The organism is Erythrobacter sp. JB1-7 (genome assembly GCF_057365015.1).
Genome location: NZ_CP200291.1, coordinates 23,237 through 49,034 on the forward strand (window position 1 = coordinate 23,237; position 25,798 = coordinate 49,034).

The 25,798-nt window shown below is 57.0% G+C and carries 27 protein-coding genes; 11 read left to right on the forward strand and 16 right to left on the reverse strand.

What is annotated here, in order from left to right; translation table 11 throughout:
* The first annotated feature begins 98 nt into the window (after positions 1-98).
* Positions 99-575, forward strand: a complete 477-nt coding sequence (greA, locus tag AC0V6W_RS00125) for a transcription elongation factor GreA (protein WP_486145990.1) — start codon at positions 99-101, stop codon at positions 573-575.
* A gap of 30 nt (positions 576-605) precedes the next feature.
* On the opposite strand, the gene AC0V6W_RS00130 is transcribed toward greA, so the two are convergent.
* The 6 genes from AC0V6W_RS00130 to AC0V6W_RS00155 all read right to left on the reverse strand — a co-directional run bounded on the left by AC0V6W_RS00130 (position 606) and on the right by AC0V6W_RS00155 (position 3,664).
* The gene (locus AC0V6W_RS00130; RefSeq protein WP_486145992.1) at positions 606-1,094 is read right to left on the reverse strand and encodes a GNAT family N-acetyltransferase; all 489 of its coding nucleotides are present in this window, start codon (positions 1,092-1,094) and stop codon (positions 606-608) included.
* 22 nt (positions 1,095-1,116) lie between these two features.
* Positions 1,117-1,347 (reverse strand): DUF4170 domain-containing protein, encoded by a 231-nt coding sequence (locus tag AC0V6W_RS00135; RefSeq protein WP_486145994.1) that lies wholly within the window; start codon positions 1,345-1,347, stop codon positions 1,117-1,119.
* Positions 1,348-1,469: 122 nt separating this feature from the next.
* Positions 1,470-2,051, reverse strand: coding sequence for a glycine zipper domain-containing protein (locus tag AC0V6W_RS00140; protein WP_486145996.1), 582 nt, complete (start codon positions 2,049-2,051; stop codon positions 1,470-1,472).
* Positions 2,044-2,472, reverse strand: coding sequence for a hypothetical protein (locus AC0V6W_RS00145; protein ID WP_486145998.1), 429 nt, complete (start codon positions 2,470-2,472; stop codon positions 2,044-2,046). Before AC0V6W_RS00145 ends, AC0V6W_RS00140 begins: the two co-directional genes overlap by 8 nt.
* The gene (locus AC0V6W_RS00150) at positions 2,469-2,993 is read right to left on the reverse strand and encodes a phage holin family protein (protein WP_486146000.1); all 525 of its coding nucleotides are present in this window, start codon (positions 2,991-2,993) and stop codon (positions 2,469-2,471) included. The genes AC0V6W_RS00145 and AC0V6W_RS00150 overlap by 4 nt, the downstream gene beginning before the upstream one ends.
* Positions 2,994-3,031: 38 nt before the next feature.
* On the reverse strand, positions 3,032-3,664 hold the full coding sequence (locus AC0V6W_RS00155; RefSeq protein ID WP_486146002.1) for a hypothetical protein: 633 nt from the start codon (positions 3,662-3,664) through the stop codon (positions 3,032-3,034).
* Between the two features lie 214 nt (positions 3,665-3,878).
* Between AC0V6W_RS00155 and eno the strand changes: the two genes are divergently transcribed.
* Entirely contained in the window at positions 3,879-5,168 is a 1,290-nt protein-coding gene (eno, locus tag AC0V6W_RS00160; RefSeq protein ID WP_486146004.1) for a phosphopyruvate hydratase, read from the forward strand.
* On the opposite strand, the gene AC0V6W_RS00165 is transcribed toward eno, so the two are convergent.
* The 7 genes from AC0V6W_RS00165 to AC0V6W_RS00195 all read right to left on the reverse strand — a co-directional run bounded on the left by AC0V6W_RS00165 (position 5,165) and on the right by AC0V6W_RS00195 (position 11,644).
* Complete coding sequence (locus tag AC0V6W_RS00165; RefSeq protein WP_486146006.1) at positions 5,165-5,758, reverse strand: MarR family transcriptional regulator; 594 nt, start codon at positions 5,756-5,758, stop codon at positions 5,165-5,167. The two genes, eno and AC0V6W_RS00165, sit on opposite strands and share 4 nt — an antisense overlap.
* A 309-nt stretch (positions 5,759-6,067) precedes the next feature.
* Positions 6,068-6,490, reverse strand: coding sequence for a 6,7-dimethyl-8-ribityllumazine synthase (gene ribH / locus AC0V6W_RS00170; protein WP_486146008.1), 423 nt, complete (start codon positions 6,488-6,490; stop codon positions 6,068-6,070).
* Positions 6,491-6,493: 3 nt separating this feature from the next.
* Positions 6,494-7,741 (reverse strand): 3,4-dihydroxy-2-butanone-4-phosphate synthase, encoded by a 1,248-nt coding sequence (gene ribB, locus AC0V6W_RS00175; RefSeq protein ID WP_486146010.1) that lies wholly within the window; start codon positions 7,739-7,741, stop codon positions 6,494-6,496.
* Positions 7,742-7,931: 190 nt separating this feature from the next.
* The gene (locus tag AC0V6W_RS00180; RefSeq protein WP_486146012.1) at positions 7,932-8,672 is read right to left on the reverse strand and encodes a LuxR C-terminal-related transcriptional regulator; all 741 of its coding nucleotides are present in this window, start codon (positions 8,670-8,672) and stop codon (positions 7,932-7,934) included.
* A 176-nt stretch (positions 8,673-8,848) separates the two neighbouring features.
* Complete coding sequence (locus AC0V6W_RS00185; protein ID WP_486151394.1) at positions 8,849-9,532, reverse strand: PIG-L deacetylase family protein; 684 nt, start codon at positions 9,530-9,532, stop codon at positions 8,849-8,851.
* Positions 9,532-10,437, reverse strand: a complete 906-nt coding sequence (locus AC0V6W_RS00190; RefSeq protein WP_486146014.1) for a methionyl-tRNA formyltransferase — start codon at positions 10,435-10,437, stop codon at positions 9,532-9,534. The genes AC0V6W_RS00185 and AC0V6W_RS00190 overlap by 1 nt, the downstream gene beginning before the upstream one ends.
* 4 nt (positions 10,438-10,441) lie before the next feature.
* Positions 10,442-11,644, reverse strand: coding sequence for a glycosyltransferase family 4 protein (locus AC0V6W_RS00195; protein ID WP_486146016.1), 1,203 nt, complete (start codon positions 11,642-11,644; stop codon positions 10,442-10,444).
* 388 nt (positions 11,645-12,032) lie between these two features.
* Between AC0V6W_RS00195 and AC0V6W_RS00200 the strand changes: the two genes are divergently transcribed.
* The 5 genes from AC0V6W_RS00200 (at position 12,033) to AC0V6W_RS00220 (ending at position 18,142) form a co-directional block, all read left to right on the forward strand.
* Positions 12,033-14,159 carry a polysaccharide biosynthesis protein gene (locus tag AC0V6W_RS00200; protein ID WP_486146018.1) on the forward strand — a complete coding sequence of 709 codons (2,127 nt, stop codon included), beginning with the start codon at positions 12,033-12,035 and terminating at the stop codon, positions 14,157-14,159.
* The gene (locus tag AC0V6W_RS00205; protein WP_486146020.1) at positions 14,156-15,397 is read left to right on the forward strand and encodes a DegT/DnrJ/EryC1/StrS family aminotransferase; all 1,242 of its coding nucleotides are present in this window, start codon (positions 14,156-14,158) and stop codon (positions 15,395-15,397) included. Before AC0V6W_RS00200 ends, AC0V6W_RS00205 begins: the two co-directional genes overlap by 4 nt.
* Positions 15,398-15,405: 8 nt before the next feature.
* Entirely contained in the window at positions 15,406-16,263 is an 858-nt protein-coding gene (locus AC0V6W_RS00210) for a sulfotransferase family protein (RefSeq protein WP_486146022.1), read from the forward strand.
* A 62-nt stretch (positions 16,264-16,325) separates the two neighbouring features.
* Entirely contained in the window at positions 16,326-16,904 is a 579-nt protein-coding gene (locus AC0V6W_RS00215) for a polysaccharide biosynthesis/export family protein (protein WP_486146024.1), read from the forward strand.
* Positions 16,904-18,142 carry an outer membrane beta-barrel protein gene (locus tag AC0V6W_RS00220; protein ID WP_486146026.1) on the forward strand — a complete coding sequence of 413 codons (1,239 nt, stop codon included), beginning with the start codon at positions 16,904-16,906 and terminating at the stop codon, positions 18,140-18,142. Before AC0V6W_RS00215 ends, AC0V6W_RS00220 begins: the two co-directional genes overlap by 1 nt.
* A gap of 47 nt (positions 18,143-18,189) precedes the next feature.
* On the opposite strand, the gene AC0V6W_RS00225 is transcribed toward AC0V6W_RS00220, so the two are convergent.
* Genes AC0V6W_RS00225 through AC0V6W_RS00235 form a run of 3 tightly spaced genes read right to left on the reverse strand, consistent with a single transcriptional unit; the run spans position 18,190 to position 21,760 of the window.
* Positions 18,190-19,389 carry a glycosyltransferase family 4 protein gene (locus tag AC0V6W_RS00225; protein ID WP_486146028.1) on the reverse strand — a complete coding sequence of 400 codons (1,200 nt, stop codon included), beginning with the start codon at positions 19,387-19,389 and terminating at the stop codon, positions 18,190-18,192.
* Entirely contained in the window at positions 19,389-20,756 is a 1,368-nt protein-coding gene (locus tag AC0V6W_RS00230; RefSeq protein WP_486146030.1) for a pectate lyase family protein, read from the reverse strand. The genes AC0V6W_RS00225 and AC0V6W_RS00230 overlap by 1 nt, the downstream gene beginning before the upstream one ends.
* Positions 20,753-21,760 (reverse strand): sulfotransferase family protein, encoded by a 1,008-nt coding sequence (locus tag AC0V6W_RS00235; protein WP_486146032.1) that lies wholly within the window; start codon positions 21,758-21,760, stop codon positions 20,753-20,755. Before AC0V6W_RS00235 ends, AC0V6W_RS00230 begins: the two co-directional genes overlap by 4 nt.
* A gap of 194 nt (positions 21,761-21,954) precedes the next feature.
* On the opposite strand from AC0V6W_RS00235, the gene AC0V6W_RS00240 reads away from it, so the two are divergent.
* Genes AC0V6W_RS00240 through AC0V6W_RS00255 form a run of 4 tightly spaced genes read left to right on the forward strand, consistent with a single transcriptional unit; the run spans position 21,955 to position 25,797 of the window.
* Positions 21,955-23,301 (forward strand): O-antigen ligase family protein, encoded by a 1,347-nt coding sequence (locus AC0V6W_RS00240; protein ID WP_486146034.1) that lies wholly within the window; start codon positions 21,955-21,957, stop codon positions 23,299-23,301.
* Complete coding sequence (locus AC0V6W_RS00245; protein WP_486146036.1) at positions 23,286-24,653, forward strand: lipopolysaccharide biosynthesis protein; 1,368 nt, start codon at positions 23,286-23,288, stop codon at positions 24,651-24,653. Before AC0V6W_RS00240 ends, AC0V6W_RS00245 begins: the two co-directional genes overlap by 16 nt.
* A complete protein-coding gene (locus AC0V6W_RS00250) occupies positions 24,650-25,195 on the forward strand; it encodes a glycosyltransferase (protein WP_486146038.1) in 546 nt (181 codons plus the stop codon). Before AC0V6W_RS00245 ends, AC0V6W_RS00250 begins: the two co-directional genes overlap by 4 nt.
* Positions 25,174-25,797, forward strand: a complete 624-nt coding sequence (locus AC0V6W_RS00255; RefSeq protein WP_486146040.1) for a glycosyltransferase — start codon at positions 25,174-25,176, stop codon at positions 25,795-25,797. The genes AC0V6W_RS00250 and AC0V6W_RS00255 overlap by 22 nt, the downstream gene beginning before the upstream one ends.
* Position 25,798: the final 1 nt, after the last annotated feature.

Below are 25,798 nucleotides of genomic sequence, written 5' to 3' on the forward strand. Positions count from 1 at the left end.
TTCATAGTCCGACAGGCCGTTCCGGCAGGAGCGACCATGGCTTTGGGATGTGGGTGATTTTGAATGTGCCAGGACTGCGTCAGAAGGAAGAAAAGGTAATGGCGACGATGGAAAAAGTTCCAATGTTGGCTGAAGGGTATGAGCAGTTAACCGCTGACCTCAAAACTCTGCGCGAGGAACGTCCCCGGATTGTCGACGCGATTGAAGAAGCGCGCGCGCACGGCGATCTTTCCGAAAATGCGGAATATCACGCCGCTAAAGAGCGTCAGGGCCAGGTCGAAGCCATGATCGGCGATCTGGAAAGCAAGATCAGCCGTGCGCAGATCATCGATCCGGCAAGTTTGAGCGGTGACCGCATCGTATTTGGCGCGACCGTCACTTTGCTTGATGATGACGACAAGCCGATCAAATATCAGATCGTCGGTGAAACCGAGGCGGATGCAGCCAAAGGGCGCATTTCTTATTCATCGCCTATGGCGCGCGCGATGATCGGCAAACAGGTCGAAGACGAGATCGAAGTCACCGTGCCGTCAGGCGATAAGTTTTATTTGGTCGACAAGATCGAATTTGTTTGAGGTTGAAAGTCTGATCGGCTGCAGCAATCCTCAGCCGATCCGTTTTTCCATCGCATAATTGTGGATGGCGACATCGCGGCCCTCATGGCGAATAGTGAAGTCGCGCCTTTCGGTCACTGAGTATCCCGCACGTTCAAACGCCGGACGAGCCAGTTCGCTTGCCTCTGTGTAAAGGCGCGATAGGCCGCCTTTGGCAGCGTGGTCTGCCGCAGTCCGCAGCAAGGCATCAGCCAGTCCCTGCCGCGTATGATCGGGGTGGCAATACAGCATGTCGAGGTGCCCATCGGCTTCCAGCAGGGCGTAGGCGACCGCTATTTCGTCTTCTCCTATTGCCACCCAGATACGGTCGCCCGCCTTTGCCCGTTCGGCAAAGCGCTCTGGCCCCGGATGGCGCGCCGCCCAGGCAGCTGTTTGCTCAGGGGTATACCGCGATGACCCGACAGCTTCGATTGCTGCAACGGTAAGCGCCGCAAGAGCATGGGTGTCGCTGAGGGCGAAAGGTCTGATTGAGTATTTCAAGGAGAGCGAGCGACTGGCGGATTTACTCGCTTGGGGTCAGCAATTTGTGAATATGCACGACCACATATTTCATCTCAGCATCGTCAACTGTGCGCTGTGCCTGCGCTCTCCAAGCGTCCTCTGCTGCTTCGTAAGAGCTGTAGACCCCCACGACATGGACGCTTTCGGGATCGGCAAATTCATGCCCGCGCGGATCGGTGACCCGTCCGCCCATTACCAGATGCAAGCGCTGTTTTGTGGTGGTTTCTTCCATGACAGGGTTCCGTTTTGATAGTGTTCCCCGGCGCGTTTAGCGCTGCTCAGCGGCGTGGCAAGGGGAAGCGTGTCGAATTTGGCAGCTCCCTTGGGCCGCGCTGGCTATTGCGGGACTGGATATCAGTTCGTCACGCGGTCCTTGATGGTGCGCACTGCGCGCTCTGCACGTCTGCGAGTGCGCTGCGAAACGGCGCGGGATTTGTCCGCGGCGGACCCTGCAAAATACTCAGCATCGCGCCGGACTTCGCGCGCTTTTTCGGAGGCATCATCGGAGATGTCTTCAAGTTTGTCGCGCCCTGTGCGTGCGCCATCAAGTGCGTTGTCGATCGCCTTGATACCATAGGCAACTACGGCGTCTGCTACCAAAGCACCGAAGGCCGTTCCGCGCTTTTTGGTGGCTGTTCCAACCGATTTGGCAGCGCCTGATGCAGCCCCGCTTACGGCATTTGCAGCGCCTGTGGCGGCGCCCTTGGCTGCTCTGCGGCCTGGCTGTGTCATCATCCCGATTACCAAACCAACCGCGATCGCGCCGCCCAGAACCGTCAGCGGATTGTCTTTCACATATTGCGTCGCCGCGCCTGCCGCATCGCTGGCCTGATCGGCCATGGTGCGCTCTGCTATGCGGCGTTCGCTGGCTTCGATTTTGGCGCGCAATTCATCGCGCGGGGCAGGGACGGGTACGGTTGCGGAGGGTTTAGTCATTGTCACTCACCATATTTGAAGCCTGCTCGTCTGGCTTGGCTTCGTGATTGTTCATTGGAGCTGCCGCCGCTGGCTGCGGCGCATCCTCGTCCAGCCCTGCTTCAGTCTCTTGTGCCGCTGTATCGTCTGTTTCGTTGTCGCTTGCTGAACCGAAACCCATTGCATTGAGAATGGGATCTTTGGCAAACCACAAGATGAGCGCCGCGATGATGGCTGCGAGGATACCGCGGTTTTCCTCGGCATGAAATCTGGCGATCTCAAAAACGTCCTTGGCGCCGTCCCCTACCTTGTCGCCGACCCGTCCAGCGATGGCTTTGCCTGAGAGCGCTTCTTTGGTGTGCTCAATATCAGCCATCAAGACCATCTTGGCTGCATCGCGCATCGCTCGGTCTTCGACCAATTGCTCATCAAGCCGGCTCATGCTGCGTCATCCTTGGGCGGTGAGGCGAACAAACGGGCAATTTTCTGGCCGCTAGACTTCGCTTGCCAGCCCAAAAGCCCAACCAGAACCATCAATCCGCCCACCACAATGGCAATCGCGCCCCAAGTGGTCACCAAAGGGGCGAGTGCAATCACCAGACCCACGGCAAGCGCCAAGAACGCTATGTGAAGCAGAACAATAGCCAAGACGACACAAACAACAGTGATCGCAATGGTGCGGCCTGTCAGCTTTGCGCGCGTTTTTTGAAACGCCAGTTCAGCCTCAGCATAGGTGCGCCCATCATCAATCAGGGCCGCTATCTCGCCGGTGATCGTATCATCGAAAGGAGGTTGGGGCGGGGCGGCCTCCGCTTCCCCGGGGACTGCGCCCTGTGCGCGTGGCTCGCGCGCGTTGGCTTCGCCCGTGGGGACATATGCGCCGTGCAGCGGTGCAGCCGGGTCCGGGTTGGAACCAGCTGCACCTGCATTAGCATTGGCGGCCAGTCTGCCGTCACCGCTCATAGTTTGGTTGTTTTCAATGGGAGAGCTGTTGATTTGGCTCAGTCGCGCGATCCGCGGAACATTCGCGCCACAAGAAAGCCTGCAACCGCTGCGATACCAACGGCGACACCGGGGCTTTTGCGGACAAATTCGCGCGCATCTTCGCCCAATTCATCGACGCTTTTCGCTTCGAGCTTTGCCGAGGTTTCAGCCAATGTGCGCGAAGCCTTGCGAGCGTAATCGCCATATTGTTCGCCCAAACGCTCATCAATCTGTCCAGCGGTATCGCCAACGACCTGACCAAGCGAGGCGATGCCATCGCTGACCGCGCTTTTGCCATCAACGGCCAATTCGCCAGCCCGGCTCATCGCCTTGTCGCCATATTGTTTGGCATCGTTCACGAGTGTGTCTCCTTTGTTTTTGGCCTGATCTCGGTAGGCATCAGCGCGATCGCCCGCTTCTGCACGCAAAGCCTGCGCGCCTGCTTTTGCCTCTTCAAGCGCAGCGTTAAAGCGGCTTTTTGCCTCAGCAGTGCCGGTTGTCGCCGCGCTGGCAGCTTTGCCATTGGCGGCTTTTGCCGAAGTGGCCTTTTTCGCGGATGCCGTAGATTTGGTCGCCGTCTTCTTCGCAGCGGGTTTGCGTGTGGTTGCGGTTTTGCGTGTGGTCGTCTTGGTTGTTTTCGTCTCAGCCATGAGCTTTGTCTTGCCTTCTGATTGCGTGAATTTCCAGTGTTTAAACGCATGCAGATGCGTTTGTAGAGTTAACGCATCTTGCACCGATTGTTTCCGGCGAATAGGGCACCGGACGAAATGCTGCATTGCGTAACCGCGGTGTTGTTGACTTTTTAGAATCGCTGCACCTTAAGGTGTTTTACCTGTATACTACACATTGAGCCAGGAGCCAAATATGACTGCGATCATCGACCTGCACGGGCGTGAGATTCTTGACAGCCGGGGCAATCCCACCGTTGAGGTTGATGTGCTGCTCGATGATGGCAGTTTTGGCCGCGCGGCCGTGCCATCGGGCGCTTCAACCGGCGCGCACGAGGCGGTTGAGCTGCGCGATGGCGATGCGGGACGCTATATGGGAAAAGGCGTTCTGGGCGCGGTAAAAGCCGTCAACAATGACATCCGCGATCTTTTGGTCGGCGCGTTTGATGCAGAAGACCAGCGTGATGTTGATCTGGCGATGATCGCGCTTGATGGCACCGATAACAAAAGCAGGCTTGGCGCAAACGCCATTCTGGGCACCAGCCTTGCCGTGGCCAAAGCCGCTGCCAATGCGCGCGGATTGCCGCTCTATTCCTATCTGGGCGGAGTGTCAGCGCATGTGCTGCCCGTGCCGATGATGAATATCATCAATGGCGGCGAACACGCTGACAACCCGATTGATATACAGGAATTCATGGTGATGCCTGTGGGCGCAGATAATCTTGCCGAGGCGGTTCGGTGGGGTTCCGAAATCTTCCACACGCTGAAAAAGGGCCTGAGTGAGAAAGGCCTTGCGACCTCTGTTGGCGATGAGGGCGGATTTGCGCCCAACCTTGCGAGCACACGTGCCGCGCTCGATTTTATTATGGAATCGATCACGCGTGCCGGTTTTACTCCGGGCGATGATGTCGTCCTCGCGCTCGACTGCGCGGCCACCGAGTTTTTCCGCGATGGCAAATATGAAATTTCGGGCGAAAGCCTGAGCCTCGCCCCTGAAGGCATGGCGCAATACCTTGCCCAATTGTGCAAGGATTATCCCATCCGATCAATCGAAGACGGGATGAGCGAAGATGACTTTGCAGGCTGGAAAGCGCTCACCGATATGGTGGGCGAGAGCGTGCAATTGGTGGGCGATGATCTGTTTGTGACAAATCCCGCGCGGCTGTCTGATGGGATCGATCAGGGGCTTGCCAATTCGCTGCTCGTAAAAGTCAATCAGATCGGGACGCTGACCGAGACTATGGCTGCGGTCGATATGGCGCACCGTGCGCGCTACACATCTGTGATGAGCCACCGTTCGGGCGAAACCGAAGATGCCACTATTGCTGATCTTGCTGTGGCGACCAATTGCGGACAAATCAAAACCGGGTCGCTCGCACGGTCGGACAGGCTGGCCAAATACAATCAGCTCATCCGCATCGAAGAAGAATTGGGCGACAGCGCGATCTATGCCGGGCGAGGGTGCTTCGGATCGCTGAAGGGTTAAGCGGAGGCTTTATTCAGGCGCCTGGCGACATTGGCAAAATGGGTGTCCATCGCCTCCACCGCTCTATCGGTTAGACGCACCAGAACCCGGCGCTGATCCTCGGGATCATGCTCGCGCGCGATCAGTTCGTGGCTTTCGAGCACACCAAGCCACCGCAATCCGGTCGTGGGCGGCGAAGCGGAACCGATACAGGCGCTCGAAACGGAAACTAGCTTATCGTCGGCATGCGCGATATAGAGGTCGAGCAGGATATCCCAGGCTGGTTCGCCAAAGATCACCTCATTGGTGAATATGCCGGTGCGCTGCCGCCTGATTGCATAAGCATCGCGTGCCATTTGAGCGTAGATTTGCCGTGTGGCTGATTGGCCTTGGCGGTTGGCCTGTAACGATTTTTGAGCGATCCGAGAGCTCGATGGGGCCGGTTCATTGGAGGCCTCACCCGTGCCGGCATCCTGACTGCGCAAAGCCTGGGCAATGGCGATCAGTTGTTCTGCGAAAGGGCGGAGGTCTACAGGATCGTCCTCAAAAGCGGCGGCGCCGTCGGAGCTGCGCGATATGATTGAGGCGATTTGGCCGTCATCAAGATCCACGACGGTTCTCCGCAAGCTGACTACGCAGCCCTTTCAAACTGGAGGACTTCATCATCTTGGAAGACTTCGCAAGCAGTGTTGCGGAACAATCGCCGTGCGTGCCTTGCAATAAAACTGCGACACTAGACATTGAGAGCTATTACACCTCCATTTGCGCGTAAGAAATATGTGCTTCATTTCTTCGCATCGATTGAGGGTATGTTCTTAGTCTATTGTGCGGATGGGGGCATTAAGGATAACTGCGTAAGATACATCCATATTGGAGAAAGTAGCCTGCTTTTTGGCCAAATCCTAGTCTTGAGCAGGGCCTTACCGGCCAAACCTGCTCGCCAAATCCAGCAGCGCCAAGGCTGCCTTGGCCGCTTCGCCGCCTTTGTCCTTTTGTTCAGGATCAGCGCGAACGAGCGCCTGCGCTTCGTTCTCGACCGTCAGAATTCCATTGCCAATGGCAATACCATCCATCGTTAACGCCATGATGGCGCGCGCGCTTTCTCCTGCCACAATTTCGAAGTGATAGGTTTCGCCTCGGATCACGACGCCAATGGCGACAAAGCCGTCAAATTCCCCGCTATCCGCTGCAAGACCGATAGCGCCGGGGATTTCGAGCGCGCCGGGAACCGTGAGAATTTCAACCTCATGCCCTTCAGCTTCCAAGGCAGCGCGAGCACCCTTGATAAGCATGTCATTCAGGCCTGCGTAAAAGCGGGCTTCGACAATTAGAATGCGTGACATTGGTTACTCCGGAATGGGTTTGTGGCCAGAAATCGTGAGGCCGTAGCCTTCGATGCCGACAAGATCGGGGCGGGAATTGGATAGCAATATCATGTCATTAACGCCCAAATCTACGAGAATTTGTGAGCCGATGCCGATATTGCGAATTTCTTCGTCGTGGCTCCATTCGCTGCCGCCAATGCGGCTTGTGATAATAACAATCACGCCCGAACCATGTTCCCCGATCGCGTCCATGGCGCGCTGCAAAGTGCGTTTGCGCGGACCAGGTTGGCCCAGCACATCATCGAACACCGAAATGGGATGAACCCGGGCCAGAGTGGGATTTGCAGGATTCACATGCCCTTTCTGCAAGACATACGCCTCGGTGTTGGCCACTCTATCGCGGTAGGTGATGAGCCGCCATTGCCCGCCATAATCGCTTTCAAAACTGCGCTCACCCAGTCGGTCCACAAGATGATCGTTGCGCATCCGGTAGGCGATCAAGTCGCGGATGGTGCCAATTTTCAGATCGTGCTTGCGCGCAAAACTGACGAGATCGTCGAGGCGGGCCATTGTCCCATCCTCATTCATAATCTCGCAGATCACGCCGCTGGGATTAAGCCCCGCAATGCGCGATATATCGACCGCTGCTTCGGTATGGCCGGCCCGTACCAAGGTACCGCCATTGCGCGCGGCCAGGGGGAAGACGTGGCCCGGCGTCACAATATCGGCGGCGCCCTTGGTGGCATCAATTGCGACCGACACCGTACGTGCGCGGTCTGCGGCGGAGATCCCCGTGGTCACGCCCTCCTTCGCCTCGATTGAGATAGTGAAGGCGGTTTGCATGCTTTCGGTGTTGTTGCGTGTCATCGGCTCAAGCCCAAGCTCGTCAACACGCTTCTGATCGAGCGCAAGGCAGATCAGCCCGCGCCCATGGGTCGCCATAAAGTTGATTGCGGCAGGTGTTGCCATCTGCGCCGGGATAATCAGATCGCCTTCATTTTCGCGATCTTCGTCATCGACAAGGATATACATCCGCCCATTTCGCGCTTCGTCGATGATCTCTTCGATGGGGACCAGGACGGGCTTATCGTCATTCGCATCTAGAAACTCAGAGAGCTTCGCCAGCGTTTCTGCCGTGGGGTTCCAGTCATCCTCGGTGCAGTCACGCAAGGTGTTGGCGTGAAGGCCGGACGCGCGCGCCATGCCTGCCTTGGTCATTTGCCCGGTGGTGATAAGGTTGCGAACGCGTGTGATCGTGGATGTGTTCATGCATGCGCAGTATCACACTACAATGTGCAATCAAACTATCAATTGCGTGAGGAGTCCTCGATTTTTGAGGCAGCGAGGCGCGTGAGAAGCCAAAAAGAGCAATGCAAACGAAACAGCCGCTGACACACCTCAATGTGTCAGCGGCTGTGAACCGTGTTCTACTTCAGTGGAACCTGTCCGAAAATCCCGATCAAACAGCGATGGGGCGCTGTTCGTCAAAGTCGGCTTTGTTATCCTGAAGCTCGTCGGCAGAGACCACCAGTTCGGGCTTCTTCAGATCGACGCCGTTATTGACTGCCCAAATGGCCGCTTGCGTGCGGTTTTGAACGCCAAGCTTGCGCAAAATGGCCTTCACATGGACTTTCACTGTGGCTTCGCTGATGTTGAGATGACCTGCGATCACTTTGTTGGGCGAACCCAGGATCAGATACCGCAGCGTCTCAATCTCGCGCTCTGACAACAAAGTCACAAGCTCACGCTGGGACATGGCCGGCAATGTGCCACGAGCCCATCGGCGCGGCAGGCCAAGAGCGAGTTCGCTCGGCATGACCTTTTCGCCCATGTGAACCAGTTTCAGCGATTCAATCAGCGGCTCGCAAGCAATACGCTTGACGATATAGCCATCAACGCCCGCCCGGAATGCACCGACCATTGCGTCAAAATCGAAATCATTGCTGAGCACCACAAGACGCGCATCAGGAAGTTCTTCCTGCAATTGCTCCACTTCAGAGCAAAGATTGTCGTCCTCGTTCTCATCCAAAATGATTAGACGCGGACACTCATCGCGCTGCGTCTTTTCAAGCAGTCCGAGACTGGAATCATGTGATTCAGTGACAGAGAAAACGTCACCATTTAATATTCTTCGCATGCCCTCTCGGGCTAATGTATTTCTACTAACAATTGCGACTGGTACGCATGCACCGTTTTCCATCGCATAACCTCCTTCGAGATAAACCCCTGCGACCCGAAGAATCCGCTCCCAAGCGGCTGTTGACCTTGGTTTTTTTGCTTAGTGCTATGAAAAGCCCGCTAAGGGAAATGCCCTTGCGATGTCGAGTCTCATTTTGGCACAGGAAACACCATAAAGTTGTAGGCGTTTACCTCTGGTTAGGCGATCTCTCGAATCAGCATAAAACCCTCGGCTGCGTCCAGAAAAGCCGTTGATCCCCTAAGGGTTGCGAGCGCCTCGATCGTTTTGAACGACCTCTCATCAGGGGTAGGCTTGACCTGACTTTTGAAGCAGGCGAACGCTTTTACTTTGCGATCAAGGGTGTGGGTAACATCAAAAAAAACGTTCGGAATGAATGTTTCTGTGATGCCAGGGGCTGCCCAATTCGTCTCTGAGAGTGTTTCGTAAGCATAAACGCGATTCGGAATATCCCTCGAACGCGGTCTTGCGGCGACGAGTGCTGCAATAAAGATCAGTTGATGATCGCGATGGATATCGCCGATAAATGGAATGAACAAAGTGTCGGGCTGAACCTCGTTCACAATCCTGCCAATCGCGGCATTGATTTGAGATCCCGGCAGAGTGTCGAGCGCAGCGGCGGGCAGGTCGCAAAAATGGCATTGTTTAACGCCCAGCAATTTATGCGCTTCGGCTAACTCGGCTCTTACTTGCGTCACCAGGCTTTCGGGAAAGGAAGGCTCAAACCCTTTGGTAATGACGGCAACATGCACTTCGTGCCCCGCATCAGCGAGCCGCGCCATCGTTCCGCCGCACCCCAGCACTTCGTCGTCGGGGTGTGGGGCAATCACCAGAACTTTGCCCAAATGTGATAAATCGCTCATCAATCGCGTCCCAACACTGCATGCATGCGCAAAGGTTTGTCTCCGGTCAGTTCCCAGTCTGTGGCGCGGATAAGGCCGTCGCCGGTGAGCACGTCGAGGCTGTTTTCGCTCATCGCAACGATCTGACCCGGTGCGGCGTGATGGATGGCGCAGGCTTCAAAATCCGCCTCCCAGATCACGAGTTTTCCACCGCCGATATCGCAGAACGCGCCGGGATAGGGCCTACCGACGGCTCGGATAAGGCGATCAATGGCCTCAGCTGGTTGGTGCCAATCAATCCGGCCATCTGCGGGCCTGCGGCGCGCGGCAAACGTTGCGCAGCTTTCGTCCTGCAATTCGCGCCGGGGATTGTCGCTGGCAAGCTCGTTCAAAGCCTCGCCGACCATCGCTTCGAGAGCAATCATGTGTTTGTGATACAAAGTTCGCGCTGTTTCGCGCGGGGCGACGTGGAAGAAACGCTGCGCAAGGATCGCGCCGGTATCGGTGCCGCCATCCATCCAGAACAGGGTTGCCCCGGTGATCTTTTCATCTGCAATGATCGTCCACGGCAAAACCGCGCGCCCGCGCATTCGGGGAAGCGGTGCGGGGTGATATCCGATGATCCGATCAGGGCAGATGCCGAGAAATTCATCCCGGCAAATCTGCGACCAGCCAATCACGAAGATATAATCGGGAGCCGCATCGCGCATGGCTTTGATGGCGTGATCATCGTTGATATTACGGACATGAAGCACATCAACCCCATGCTCGCGCGCAAGAGGGGCCAGATCGACAAAATCGGAATGCCGCTTTGACAATTCAGGTTCGAGCGTAGCCACAAGCACAAGCTCGCATCCCGATGCCGCAATCATCGCGCGCATCGCGCATTCGGTGCTGTCGACCGCGCCTACCAGAGCCACTCGCATCGTCTTATTGCGCCTGACTAGCGAGCTTGCCCGCATTTGGTTTTGCAGGGGACGGCTTCACATTGGCATCAGGCGCATCGTGCGGGCGGGTCAGGTGCATTTCATCCATCAGCAAGGCGTTGACGAGGCGCACATCGTATACCGTTTCGGCCAGATGGCGCGAATGCGCGCCCATTTGTTTCACGAGGGCCGGGTCTGCGGCAAGTTTCCCCATAGCCTCAGCCAAGCTTTCAGCGCTGCGTGGTTTGACGAGAAAGCCGTTTTTGCCATCGGCAACCGCATCGCGGCATCCAGGCATATCGGTTGTGACAACCGCGCGGCCCACGGCCAGCGCTTCCAGGATTGTGCGCGGCAGACCTTCGCGGTAATAGGTTGGCAAGACAAAGACATGCGAACTGGCGAGAAAGCTGGGCACATCGTTGGTCTCTGGGATCACCTCGATCGGGTAATCGCGCTTGAGCCTTTCGAGGTCACTTTCATTCAGTCCGGTTGGATTGGCAGGTTCGGGCCGGCCAATCAGGCTGAAACGCGCATCGGGAAATTTCCCGGCAAGCGATTTGGCGGCCTCGGCATATTCCCACACCCCTTTATCGCGCATCAATCTTCCGATCATCAGGAACCGGATGGGTTCTTGAGGGGGAGGGGTGGTGGTGAACCGTTCAAGATCAACGCCAGATCCCGGCACTTGTAGGACGGGGGCCTTGGCATCGATTATGCCTGCATCAAGCATGTCTTGTTCATCGTCTGAATTGAACACGAATATTCGCTCAGCCTTGGCGAGGCCGGATCGATAAAGGCGGCAGAACACTGTCTTCAAAAGATTACGCCCTTCAGCCGCCTCGCTGAATAGGTATCCAAGCCCTGACATCAGCGCGTAATACCGTTTGATCCCGGCAATCCGGCAGGCAATCCCGCCATAGATGATCGGTTTCTGCGTGTAAGCGACCACCACGTCAGGTTCATGCGCGCGCAGCATTTTTACATAGGCGTTGATGGTTTGAAGGTCGGCAATGGGGTTTGTGCCCGTGCGCGCCATCGGCACGATTTCAAACGCAATGCCCATTTCGGAGAGCTTTTCGCGCACTCGCGGATCGTCATCGGGCGCAACCGCGACCACCTGATGGCCCGCTTTGCGCATTTCAGCCAGCAAAGCCCCGCGAAAATTGATGAGCGAGAATGCCAGGCTCGATAGAACAACGATTTTCACCGAAGAGCTCCTTGTCGCGGTCACCCGCAATTGCTGTCGCGGCTGACCGCGCTTTAATTTCCAATGTCTGCTTTGCCGCGAGGGCGGGTAAAGGGAAAGCTGCATTCAGTGGCATAAACCAAAGAATTTCTGCGCCCGGATTGGCCTTTCACAGAGCCATAGGAGAAGGCAACCTCTCGTTTGGGGAGTGCCCCGCTCATCCTTTCGCGCAGATCGCGTTCTCTCCCTGATTGCCAAAGGCTCACGTTATGCCCTTCTGGCTAATGGCTTGATGAGCAAGTGCAGCCTTGATCAAGGCCGGGTAATTAAGAAACCGTGAAATTGTATGGGCGTTGTCCGGGGAGTTCTCGGGCCACAAACGCCCAAGGATTGGGAAAGCAGTATCTTAATGGACACTCCTGCTGACGATACAGGTCCGGCAAATGTGGCAGCAAAGCTGGAGGCTGCGGAACGAAAGCCCGGTCGTTTGACCCGGTGGTCGCGCCTGTTTGCTGATACATTCGGCATCGTGCCTGCGTTTATGTGGCGCAAGATGATCCGGCTTGCCGGCGTGATGTCGCTTGACCTTGTTGCGGTGGCGGGCACGTTTTTGCTGCTGCTGCCATTCGTTCAGCCGCGCGTGACGCTGACAGGTATGCTCGACACGTTGCCGCTGCTTGCATTGTCGGCGAGCGCGTTGACTGTTGCGCTGCTGTATCTGAGCGGGCTTTACCGGCGCAGCTGGCGATTTACGTCCTTGTCCGATTGCGTCGCGATGGGTTTCAATATCGGCTTTGCGCTGGCGATAACATGGTCAGCGATCTGGTGGTCGATTGGCAGCCCGCGCAGTCTGGGCGATATTGCTCTGCTGGGCTTGCTGCATTTCTGCCTCAGCTTCCTCACCATGCAGGTGATGCGCCTGTCGCGCCGGGCAATTCGGTATCTGCCGCTTGGCAATGTCTCGGGCGGGCGCGGTGCATCGCAAGTGGAGCGCCAGAATGTCATCCTCGTTGGCCCTGCCAATTGGGCCGAATCCATCATAAAATTCAGCAATTCGGAAGCGATGGCTCCGGTTCAAGCTGTTGGTGTGCTGCTACCCGAAGCTGACGGGCCGATTGTGCAAATCCACGGCGTGCAGGTGCTCGGTTTTCCTGAGAACCTTCCAACCGCCATCGCAATATTGGAACAGCGCGGCCGGCGGCCTGAAAATATCGTTTTGTGCGATGATGCGGTGAATATGAGCGCGCGCGAAATCGCCTCTATCACCGGGCGCGCGCGTGATCTGGGCATTACCGTTTCGCGCGTTGGTGATGATTGGGGGCAGCTTTTGGGCCGCTCCACGACGCCTAACCTTGATAAGCTTTCCACCGCAGACCTTTTGGGCAGGCGCGAATTTGAGCTGCGCGAGGCGGCCATCTCGCAGCAGATTGCGGGCGAGCCAGTGCTGGTGACGGGTGCTGGCGGCACTATCGGCAGCGAACTTGTGCGGCAGCTGGCCGGCTTCAAACCGAGCAAGATCGTGCTGCTCGATCATTCCGAATACGGCCTTTACAATATCGAAAAGCAAATCCGCGAGGATTTCTCCGAGCAGAACCTTTCGATTGAGCTTTGCAATATCCGAAACCCTATCGAAGTGCGCCGCGTGTTTGAGCGGCACAAGCCAGCGATTGTGTATCACGCCGCCGCGCTCAAGCATGTTCCCATTGTCGAAGGCAATCCGTGCGCGGGCGTCCACACCAATGTGATCGGCACCAAGAATATCGCCGATGCCGTGTGCGAATTTAGCGTGCGCGCAATGGTTCAGGTCAGCACGGATAAAGCGGTGAACCCTGTCGGTATGATGGGCGCAACCAAGCGCGTGGGCGAGCTGTATGCTCAATCGCTCGATCTGTGCGGAATTGATGATCCGGATGCGCCGCGCTTTATGACGGTGCGGTTTGGCAATGTCCTGGGCTCGTCGGGTTCGGTTGTGCCCTTGTTTAAACGCCAATTGCTTGCAGGCGGTCCTTTGACCGTTACCCATCCCGATATTGAGCGCTTCTTTATGACAGTTGGCGAAGCGGTTCAGCTGATCCTCGAAAGCTCCTCGCGAGCGCTTCAGGAAAACACGCCGCGCGGCCGCGTTATGGTTCTTGATATGGGTGAGCCTGTCAAAATCGTCGATCTGGCGAAACGGATGATCCGCATTTACGGGCTGGAACCCGATGTCGATGTCGCGATCTCCTTCACCGGGCTGCGTCCGGGGGAAAAGCTGTTTGAGGAATTGTTCGACAGCTGCGAGGAACAGGACGAATCGGACATTCCCGGTATCTTCGAAGCATCCTCCAATCCCATCCCGCTGCCCTTTATCACGCGCGCTATCGAACAACTCGCGCTCGAAGTGGAAGCGGGCAATGACAGCAATGTGCGGCGCATCACGCATCATCTGACAACTCTGCCCAGCAGCGCTGGCAGTCTGGCAGGCTATGTCTCCAATTCCGAAGCATTTTGGCGCAGTCGCCGGTTCAAAACGGTTGAGGAGGTAAAGGCCCCATGATCCAGATCGCAGGCGCCATGCACACCGCTCCCGGCTTTGAAGAAGAATTGCCGCCACTCGCTAAATCTAGCTGGCCGCGCCATGATGCGGATGAAGTCGCCGCAGTCACGCGCGTACTGGAAAGCGGGCGCACCAATTCGCTGGTCCACGGTGATGAGAACACAGCGTTTCAAACAGAATTTGCGGATTACGTCGGAGTGCCCTTCGCGGTCGCAGTGAGTAACGGCACGGTGTCAATCGAACTCGCGCTGCGGGCTCTGGGGGTAGGGAAGGGCGATGAAGTTATCGTTCCGGCGCGAAGCTTCTTCGCCACCACCAGTGCAGTTGTTGCGGTTGGCGCTACACCTGTTTTTGCTGAAGTAGAGGGCGATACACAGAATATCGATCCCGCTTCGGTCGAACGGGTTATCAGCGAAAAGACTCGGGCGATTGCCTGCGTCCATCTGGCAGGCCAGCCCTGCGATATGGACCGCCTTTGCGATATTGCGCAGCGGCATGACCTGTTCCTTATCGAAGATTGCGCGCAGGCGCACGGGGCGAAATGGCGGGGAAAACAGGTCGGATCGTTTGGCGATGCGGGCTCTTTCTCGTTTTGCACCGACAAGATCATGTCAACCGGCGGCGAAGGCGGCATGCTGGTGCTGCGTGATGAAAAGGTGTGGCGGCGTGCCTGGGCTTATAAAGACCATGGCAAAGATCCCATCCGCCTGAAGGAAAAGACCAATTCTGCCCCAGGCGAATTTCGCTATTGCATTGATGATTTCGGCAGCAATTTCCGGATGACCGAGATGCAGGCCGCGATTGGCCGGGTGCAATTGGGCAAGCTTGATCAATGGGTCGAGCAGCGGCGCGAAAATGCCTGCGCATTGGTGACAGAGGCGACCAAGCATCCCGCCGTCAGCGGCATGACCATTCCCGATCACGCCCTTCACGCTTTCTACAAATGCTATGTCCTGCTTGATCTGGACGCATTGCCAGCGGGCGTTTCGCGAGCAGATGTTCTGGGCGGCCTGATGGCAGAAGGTATTGCGTGCGGCAGCGGATCGTGCCCCGACATGAGCCGTGAAGGCGCATTCTCTGATCTCGAAGTGCGCCGGGATGGCGATCTTGCTGCAAGCCATGCGATGGCAGCGCGCACGATCATGTTTCAGGTCGATCATACATTGTCGCGCGAAGACACGGCCCGCTATGGCCGCGCGCTTGTGAGCGTGCTTGACCGGCTTGAGAGTGAGGATTGAGGCAGGCCATGGCCGTTTCCCCCAAACCTCCCTTAGATTTTATCGTCATCGGCGCGATCAAAGCGGCGACGACATGGGTGCAGGCACAGATGGGCCAGCACCCAGACATATTTGTACCAGAGATTGAACCGCATTTCTTCACCCGCGATCATGATAAAGGGTGGCAATGGTATCGCGATCTGTTCCCTGATGAGAAAGCTGACGGCGAACTGTGGGGCGAGAAGACGGCCGATTACCTTGCCAAGCCCGAAGCCGCCGAGCACATCAAACGCGAATATCCCGATGCACGATTGATCGTGCAGTTTCGCAATCCGATTGAGCGAGCCTATTCCGATTACAAAATGCTATATCGCCGGGGCACTGTGAAAGGCCAGCCGGAAGAATATCTCACCGCGCCCGGCAATGCCCAGCCGCGATTTTTGAACGATGGGCTGTACGCAAAGCACCTGTCGCGCTGGTTTGATCTGTTCCCGAAAGAGCAAATCCTCAGCTTTACATTTGAGGATGTGAAACAGCGTCCCCAAGAAACTCTCGACAAAGTGTGGGGCCATATCGGGGCCAATCCGCATTTTGACAGTGAATTTGCCAAGCGGCGGCAAAATGACAGCTCAGCGCGGCTGTTGCCTTTGCCAGTGCGGCAGGCGCTTGCCCCGCTAAAGCCGCTGGTTAAGCCCTATCGCAATTCATCCCTGTTCAAATCAACCCGCGCCTTGTTTGCGCGCGATCTTGAATATCCCGCGCTTTCGCCTGATCTGCGCGCGCATCTGGCTGAATTCTATGCCGATGATGTCGCGCAGCTTGGAACGATGTTGGGACGCGATCTGTCACCGTGGCTTTCTGCACAAAAACATGCAGATGCCGCCTAGTTATTGTTATGTATGATACAAACCGCCCGAATGCGGGCCAGATGAGAAGGAGGGGCACCGCCATGCGTACAGTCTCAATCAACACCACCAAAGCCGCCGCCGCAGCAATTCTGCTCGGCGCGATGACAGCCTGCACCAGCGGGACGGCTGACTTGCCGCCGCTCGAAAGCGCAAGCGCAACCCAATTGCGCGTTGCGCCAGGGGACAAGGTTCGCGTTTCGGTTCAGGATCTTGATACAGTCAATGGCGATTACACCATTGATGAAACCGGTTCAATTTCGCTGCCGCTGATCCAGCAGGTAAAAGTGAGCGGTCTAACCTATGTGGAGATCGAAGAAGCTTTGCGAGGTGCACTGGCCGCCAAAGAGGTTCTCAAAAACCCCAATGTCACGGTCCAGCCGCTTGAACTGCGCCCGATCTATATCCTTGGTGAAGTGCGCCAGCCGGGCGAATACGCCTATCGCCAAGGTCTCACCGTCTTTGCAGCGATTTCGCTTGCGGGCGGGTACACATACCGTGCGAAAACCGACGAAGTTGAAGTGATCCGCACGATTGGCGACCGCGAAACCACTGGCAAGGCATCAGAGGACACCGTCCTTTTGCCCGGTGACCGTATCCGCATTTATGAACGGTGGTTCTAATGCCGAAACAACCGGGCGCATGGCGCGCTGTCTCGCTGTTGGCGATTTCCGCAGCGACGCTTTCGGGCGCTCCTTTGGCGGCGCAAACGACGATTGCTCCGTTGGTGGATGGAGAGGATTCTGAATTTCAGATCGACCCCATCACCGCCGGCCCGCTAAAGATATCGCCCGGTATCAATGCGACCACGAGGTATGACAGCAATATTCTTGCCGCCCCGCAAGGGACCGAAATTGACGATCTGGAATTCATCGTCCGCCCGGAATTGGGCGTGGAAATTGGTGAGAATGATTTTCGTGTCAATTTCGATGCGTTCGGCCAGTTCACCCGTTATCTCGATTTCACCACGGAAAATTCGGATACTTATGGTGCCGGGCTGGGCGTAAGTTACAGCCCGCGTCAGGGTGAGCGGCTCAGCTCCAATGTCAGTTTTGCCCGACTGGCAGAGGATCGCGGTGATCCCGAAGCGCGCAATATTGCCGGGCCAGGCCCGCGTTTGATCGATCAGCTTGAAGCAGGTGTGCGCTATCGCCGCGAAGGGGGCAGGATCCTGCTCGATTTCGAAGCCGAAGTGCGCGAGCTTGATGCGACAGCGGCGATTGACGACGATCGCGATTTCACCTCGTTTGGTGGGCGTGCAACAGTTGGCTATCGTTTGAGCGGGCCGCTTTATGCGACCGTCACAGGTTTTGCGACCTATCGCGATTTTGTGCTGCCAGCGACCGCGATTGATCCAGATCGCGATGCCACAACCTATGGCGGACGTGTGGGGCTCAGCTTTGTTGACAGCGACCGTATCAGGGGCCGTGTCGGCGTGGGTGTGTTCCAGTTCGATCCGCAAGATGCGCGGCTCGATGCGCGCACGGGGCTGTCTGTCGATGCCTCGATTTCGCTGCTGCTTGACCGCCGCGCGGCGGTTGTCATTGATGCGTTCAGAGGCGACGTTGCAACCTTCCGTCAGGGCGCACAAGCGCGAACGGACACGCGCGTCGCGGTAACGGGCCAGGTTGAAATGCGGCACAATTTCTATGGCCGGGTTGGCCTGCGATATCGCGACACCAACTTTGTCGGCTCAGGCATAAGCGAGCAGACTTATGGTCCGACAATTGCGGTGGAATATCTGGCCAATCGCAATCTTTCGCTGATCGCGGATGCCAATGTGGCGGAACGTGTAAGCGATGATCCGTTTGAGGAATTTGAACGGTTCCGCGTGGGCCTTACCGCGCGGCTGCGCTTCTAATCCGGTTTGGCTGCGGCCCGCGTTTTGCGCGGTCGCAGCCCGCCTGATTAGCGCGAAAGTTCCTCATAAACCTGTGTGACACTTGCCGTGTGGCGTTCCACGCTGAAGCGGTCGCGCGCTGATGGCGCGGCGCGGGCAATCATCTGAGCGGTTTGATCAGGATTTGCCAGAACGGACCTTACTCCCTCAGCCAAAGCGGCCGCGCTTTCCGGTTCCACCAGAATGCCCGTCTCATCCTTGAGCGCTTCTGGGCTGCCGCCTGATCTGGTTGCGACCACCGGCGTTCTCACCAGCATCGCCTCCACCAGAGTGCGGCCCAAAGGCTCACCCGTTGCGGGAACCAGCAATTGATCGCATGCGCCGATCCAGACGTGACCGGGTTTCCTAAAGCCCATCACCCGCACCGCATCCTTCATCCCGCTTGCCGCAATATGATCGCGCAATTTCGCGTCCATTTCGGGCACCTTTGCCTCGCCAAACATCAAGCCGAAAATGGGACGGTCTAGCGTGCCCTGCAAGTGCTTGATCGTATCGACGAACAGCAAGGGCCGTTTGCGGGGCACAAAACTGCCGAAAAAGCCAAGCACAAGGGCATTATCGGGCAGGCCCGTTTCGCGTAGCAATTGGGCGCGCGCTTCATCGCGGTTTACGCTGATGGTAGTGTCAAAGGGGCTGTGAACGACCTGAGCCTTGTGCGCCGCGCTCCAGATTTTGCCTTTGGGAAGGGAGAAGCTGGACACAGTCAGCACGCGGGTTGCGAGGGCAGGGGCGAGCAACCGCAAACCCATCGCGGTGGGGTCGGCGCGGTGGTGCCAGATAAGCGGCAGGCCGGCCATGCGCGCGGCCAGTGCCCAGGTGGCGTGAGTGCGGCCATCATTGGTGTGCACAATGCTAACCTGCTGATCGCGCAGGAATTTTGCGCGCGGGCTTACGCCTTTCAAAGTGCGCACAAATTTGCCCGCGCTGAATGCCTCGCCCGGAGTGAAGGATGTGACCGGAGAGGCAGGGTCAGCGATTTGCTCAAATGCACCGAAATGCTGGGCGATTTTGCCGCCTGCCACTTCGGGCACTATCAGAATGCGAAACCGCGTCTGGTCAAGCCGTTGGAGCAAACCGAGCAAGGAAATGTGGCTGCCGCCTATGCTGTCACCGGCAAAGGGAAAGCAGATCGTGATGCGCGAGTTTTGCTTTGGTCCATCACTGTTGCTCGCCGCTTCAAACCCTTGTTTGGGAGGAGCAGCGTTCATCAGCCTTTGCCTTTTTTCTTCAGACTGTCGCGGAAGCTCAAGAAATTGTCGAAATTGGAATATCCATCGCCATTGGCATCGCCCCAGCTATCGGCAACGGTGGGGTTGGCGCCGTGGCGGACTTCCCAATTGTCATCCATCCCGTCGCGGTCTTTATCCTTGTAGGCCGTGCCATCGCGCAGCTTGCTGATGGTGCCGGGGCGAGAGACAATCTTGCCTGTCTGGCTGCGGATTTCGCTGACGACCTTTTGGTCAATCCCATCGCGCGGCCATGTACCTGCACTGGCAAGAACATCGCCGTAAGCTTTCGCGGCGCTTTTCGCCTTGATGGTGGGCGCGCAGGGCGCATTGGCGACCTGACGCTGACGCGCGGATGTCGCGACAAAGCGGAAATTGCCGATAAACTTATTGTCCCAGAGGTAGATGCTCGCTTTGCCCTTTGAGCCGATATTGTTGCGCGCGATGCCTTGCGTGTTCTGGCTGCCATTGGGGCCAAGAACAAAGGTGTTGCCGACGATGGAAACGGGTGTTCCGCCAAAGCTCTCCCAAACCTCGGCAAACTGGCTTTCCGCGTTGTAGAGGACGTTGTTGACCACTTCGACGCAGGAGCCCTTGGGGAAATTTATGTCCGGATTGCGGTCGCCATTATGCGCGCAGATATTGCCGATAAAGCTGACGCGCTGCGCGTCTTTGGGATCGCTTGCCAGCAAAGCGCATTTGTCATGGCGAGGGATACCGTAAGAAAAGATCGAATTGCTGATCGTGATCTGATCATTGTCGCCATATCCATTGATCAATTCATCGCTCGCCCAACTGGCGCTGATGTGATCGAGCAAAACTTTGCGGCTGTTTTCAATGGTGATGGCATCATCGCTTTTGCGATTGGCGCTGAGCCGGTCGAGCCGGATGCGCACATGGCGGACAACCACATTGTGCGTGTTCTTGATAAGGATGGGGGTGCGCGCAGAATTGCCGCCTGCATGACTGATAACAATGCCTCCGCCCGGAGCGGTCTGCCCGGCAATCGTCAGATAGGGGTTTTTGATCACCGGAGGGCGCGATGTGAAGCGGAAGACGCCGCCGACGCGGAACACGCAAACACGCGGACCTTTCGCCACAAGACAGGCGCGCAATGATCCTTTGCCGGTATCCTTGCGCGTGGTGACATAGATAATCTTGCCCCCGCGCCCGCCAACAGCGCCCGCACCATGTCCAATAGCGCCCGGAAATGCGAGCGTGCCGCTTACCGGCTGCGGCGCGGGCGGAGGCGCTGCATCCACCGGTTCAGCGCAGGCCGTAAGGCCCAGGGCCAGCGCGGTTCCTGCGGCAAATGTTGTTTTTGCCGAATGCGCAAACATCTTAATCATGCTGGTCTCCCTGACATAGACCTGTCCTGAGTTTCGTTTGCGACGTTATCATCATTGGACTTGTTGAAATAACCATACCGCCACAACAAGGGTGCAGCAAGCAAGCTGAACATCGCCTGTTTGGCGCGCGGCATTTTGGATTTCCATCCGATATCTTTGCTGATGCGGATTTCATCTGACATCCGGTGACGGCTTCCCGCGACCTGATGCTGCGGCTTCATAATCTCGCCGCCATGGGCAGGGCGGACATACTCTTCACCAACCAGCGCCATGATCCGTTTGATCGTGGCTTCGGGGTCGGCGACGAAATCCTCATAGCGCACACGGATGCTGCGATTGCCTGGCAGCCTCCAGCGCAAGATTTCCGCTCCCATGTTGACGACGAACCAGCGCGCAGCGGTAAACCACAATGGCTTGGGCTTAAGTTCTTTCTGAATGCCGTCTTCGACTTTGATGTTGTACGGCTTCATCATCGACCATGCGACACCGCGTCCATCGCGGACCACATGGACAAGATAAATCTCGACATCGTCCATGGCGAGCATGCTGGACGCGCGGCCCGGCAATTTTGAGCTATCGAGCACAATGCGCGTGCCCGCCTGATTTGCGATTTCGGCAAAGAGAGACCGGGAAAGGCGGGCATACGCCTCCACATCCTTTTGCGGGCGCAGCTTTTGCAGCAGGCGTTTCAAGCTGAATAACCACTCTGAGCGGTCCAGCAGCTGCCCGTATTCTTCAACCGAAGTTTCGGGATTGGCATCCTTCCAGCGGGTGACAACTGGCCCCCAAAACTCGCAATCAGGCACGGTTTCGCGGCATGCGCAAAATTCGCTGTTTTCCCATACATGCCGCGGAAGCGCGGTGATCTCGCCTGCTGCAAACACGCTTTCCTGCTGGCCCACAGCGATATCAAGCAGCGTTGTCCCGCTGCGGCCATAGCCTGTCACATAGATCAATTTGAGCGGAGCGCGCCCGCTTTCCCCCTGGCTTTGATGCTTGGACATTGATCGCGGGCTTTCTGGCTCGAGGCGAAACTTCTACGCGATGTTAAATCGGCTATTTTGGGCACAGTGAGCAAGGTATCTTTGGTATATCCAAAGGACCAATTCCTGATACGAAGTGATAGCCACAATGCGCAAGCGGCTGTCCTTCTACGCAATTGTGTGACGGCGGGCGTGAAGGCACTAAGGCCGCAGACATGTCTAGCGAACACACCTTGGACCAAACCGAAAGCGCTGCTGAAGCGCCGGAAACATCTGCGGATGAGGCCGGATATTTTGCGCCGCCGGTTTATGGGGTTGAACAACAGGGCCACATGAATGTCGGTGCCCAGCCGCGCATCACGCGTCTGGTTCTGTTTCTGGCTGTGTTCCTGTGCGGGTGGAGCGTGCTGCGGGTTGGCGATATCAACCTGACATTGAGCGATATAGGGATCACCGTGGTCATCTGCGCGATGCTTTTCCGCGGAGAATTGAACACCCGGCCATTTGGATCGATGAGCGTCTTCTGGATATCTGGCATCGCGCTTATGCTGGGCGGGCTCTTGTTCAGCACGATTGCCAATGGAGAGATGATCCGCTGGCTGCTCGTCGCCGCGCAATATCTGTTTGCGTTTCTGTTGGTGCCGATGGTCCTTATGGGTCAGCAAATCACAGTAACCCGGCGGCTGCCTGCGCTGTTTGTGCTGGGCATTACGGTGTCGCAAATGATCGGGATTTCAGCGAGCTTGCTGTTCGATCACACTGACACGCTCGCGCTCATGGGCGATGGATTTCTCACGGGCAATGGGCGCGTCGGCGCGATGACGGGAGAGCCCAATCCCAATGGCGCCATGATCGCCTTTGCGTTTCCGATGCTGCTTTATTGTGTGCGTAATAGCACCATTCCAGCCAGCATCGCGGTGATCTGCGGAGTGATCTTGGCCTGGGGATTGCTGGCGAGCGGGTCTTTCACAGGCTTTATTGCGGCGGTTGTCGCGACCGGTGTGTATTTCGGGTTTTCCGGCTTTGCCGCATTCACTCGGTTCGCGATCGCCGGGGCGCTTGGAATCTTTTTGTTTGTCGCATCCGGTGCGCCCCTGCCCGAAGCGTTTGAGACCCGCGTGGCAGGCGCGCTTACGACAGGCGATCTTAATGAAGCGGGCACATTCACTGACCGCGCCGATCTGATTTCAGAAGCCTGGCAAATGGCCGACGATAACGTGCTGGTTGGCTTGGGCGTCGATCAATACCGCGTCGTCAGCCCGCATGGCGCGCCCGTGCATGAACTGCACCTGTTAATCTGGAATGAAGGCGGCGTTGTCGCATTTGTCGGCTTGCTGATGATCCTGATCATGCTGATCGCAGCGGGGCTGACCGCGCTTGCCCGAAGCCGGGATGAAGGCGCGATGATCATCGCGGTTGTCGCGGTGTTTATGGTGTACACCTTTTCCATCCCGCACATGTATTCGCGCCAATGGATCATGCCCGTCCTGCTTGCGATGAGCACCTATTTCGCCATTCATCCCAGCTATCAGGCGGTCTTCAGACCATGGCAGCGCAGCTGAATATGGGCGCTATCGGGCAAAAATGGGCGCAGCTGTCGGGCAACGATATGCTGCGCTCGCGGCTTGGCAGCATCATGCATTTGCTCACCGGCAGCATCGGTGTGGCTTTGCTGATGATGGTCAGCACCGTGCTGGCTGCGCGCGCATTGGGGCCAGAGGCTTACGGCGTCCTGGCTATCGTGCTCACCATCGGGCGCATTTGCGAGCGTCTTTTGCGATTTGAAAGCTGGCAGCCGCTGATCCGTTTCGGCACTCAGGAAGAGGTTGAAAACGATCCTGAAAAGATGTCGCAGCTGTTCCTGTTCGGGCTGTTGCTTGATGCAGGGTGCGCTTTGCTTGCTGCGGCGGTTATGTTGGGGGCAGGGTTCTTTCTGCTCGAACAAGTCGGGCTCGAGCCATCGGACTTTTACCTCCTTGCCATTTTTGCACCGGCCATCGCGTTCAACATCAGAGGCGCGCCCACCGCTGCGCTCAGAATGGCGGGTCAGTTCAAACGGCTTGCCTATTTCAAACTGTTTTCTGCCGTGCTGCGGATCATCATGGCGGGCGCCGCTTATCTTGCAGGGGCTGACATTGCGACGTTTCTGGCGATCTGGATGGCTGCGCAATTGATTGACACTGCCGTGTTTGGCTGGCTGGCGAAATTAGCGCTTGAAGACATGGGGGTCGCCAATCCGTTCAAAGCGGGGGTCGCAGGCATGACGAACCGCTTCCCCGGCTTTATGGGATTTGCCTGGTCCACCAATGCATCAAGCGCGCTGCGAACCCTTACGCAAGAGGCGGACACTTTGATCGTCGCTGCATTTGTCGATCCTGCGGCGGCCGGTTTCTACCATCTGGCAAAACGCTTTGCGAAAGTTGCACAGCAGGTGGGCCAGCATGTGCAAGCGGTGATCTATCCCGACCTTTCACGCATGTGGGCGCGTAAGCAATTCACCGATGTGCGCGGGCTAAAACTGAAAGTGCAATTGGCGCTCGGGACGATTGGCGTGCTGCTCATTGGGGGCACGTGGGCCGTTGGACGGCCCTTGGTTGAATGGGTGTTTGGCTCTGATTTTGAACTGGTGTTCCCGTTACTGCTCACTCAATTGGTTGCGGTGACTTTGATTATGGTGGCCGCGCCAGCGCGCTCAACCATGCTCGCGATGAACCGGCCCACGATTGTTCTCGGTATTGCCATTGCGGCAACGGCGGCGTTTTTTGGTGTCGCGTTCACCGCTCTACCCGCCTTTGGCGCGATTGGCGCGAATTATGCGCATATCGCGTTTGCAGGGCTGACAGTCATCGCGCTCGAAATTGCGTTCCGGTTTGGGTATGCCGCGCCGCGCGATGCACAGGCGAGAGCGTCATGACCGCGCCCCCGCGCCATATCACATTTGTGCTGCCCGGATTGCGAGCCGGAGGTTCTGAGCATGTCGTCACTTTCGTGGCGGGCAAGCTGGCAGAGCGCGGCCACAAGGTTGAAATTGTCAATTTTGAAACCGGCGAAACACCGCCTTATTATCCCCCCGATCCGCGGGTTGAGGTTTCTTATCTTTCGCGGCCAGTGAAGAAGCGCGCCAAGCTTGATGCGCTGCGCGAAATTGCAGTGCGCACGCGTGATCTGCGCCGGCATTTTGAGCGCACAAGGCCCGATCTCATCATCAGTTTTCTGACCCGCACCAATGTTCAAACGGTGCTCGCCAGCTGCGAATTGGGCATCCCGGTGATCGTGTCTGAGCGCAACAATCCGGTGCAGCAAAATCCGGGCAGAGTGTGGAATTGGCTGCGCCGTAAAACCTATCCCATGGCGACCGGGCTTGTAACGATGACGCGCGGCGCGATGGAGTGTTTCCCCCTGCTATGCGCCAAAGATCTTGGGTTATTCCCAATATGGCTGAGTGGGGTGATGTGAACCCGGCGGGCCATAAAGGGGCGGATAATCAAGAGGCGGGCAAAGTGCTTACCGCTGTAGGCAGGCTGACCCATCAAAAGGGTTTTGACATGCTGCTCGAAGCCTTCGCCAAAATCGCGTCCGACCATCCCGATTGGATTTTGCGCATCTGGGGCGAAGGGCCTGATCGCCGCGCGCTTGAACAATTGCGCGACAATCTTGGCCTTGAAGGGCGAGCAGAGCTTCCCGGTGTGACCGAAAGGCCAGGCCAATGGGTCGAAAGCGCCGATGCCTTTGTCTTAAGCTCGCGGTTTGAAGGCTGGGGCCTTGTCCTGGGCGAAGCGATGGCGGCGGGCATTCCCTCAATCTCATTTGCTTGCGATTTTGGTCCTGAAGACATGATAAAAGATGGCGATGATGGCCTGTTGGTAACCGCCGATGATCCGCACGCCTTGGCGCAGGGGCTTGACCGATTGTTGGGTGACAATGACCTGCGCCGCCAGCTAGGCGCGCGCGCGAAAGAAACCAGCCAGAGATTTGTGCCAGAAGCCATTGGTAAACAATGGACCGATATGATTGAAAGTCTCCTGAGCGAGACGGCACCTACAGATACCGGAGTTTGAA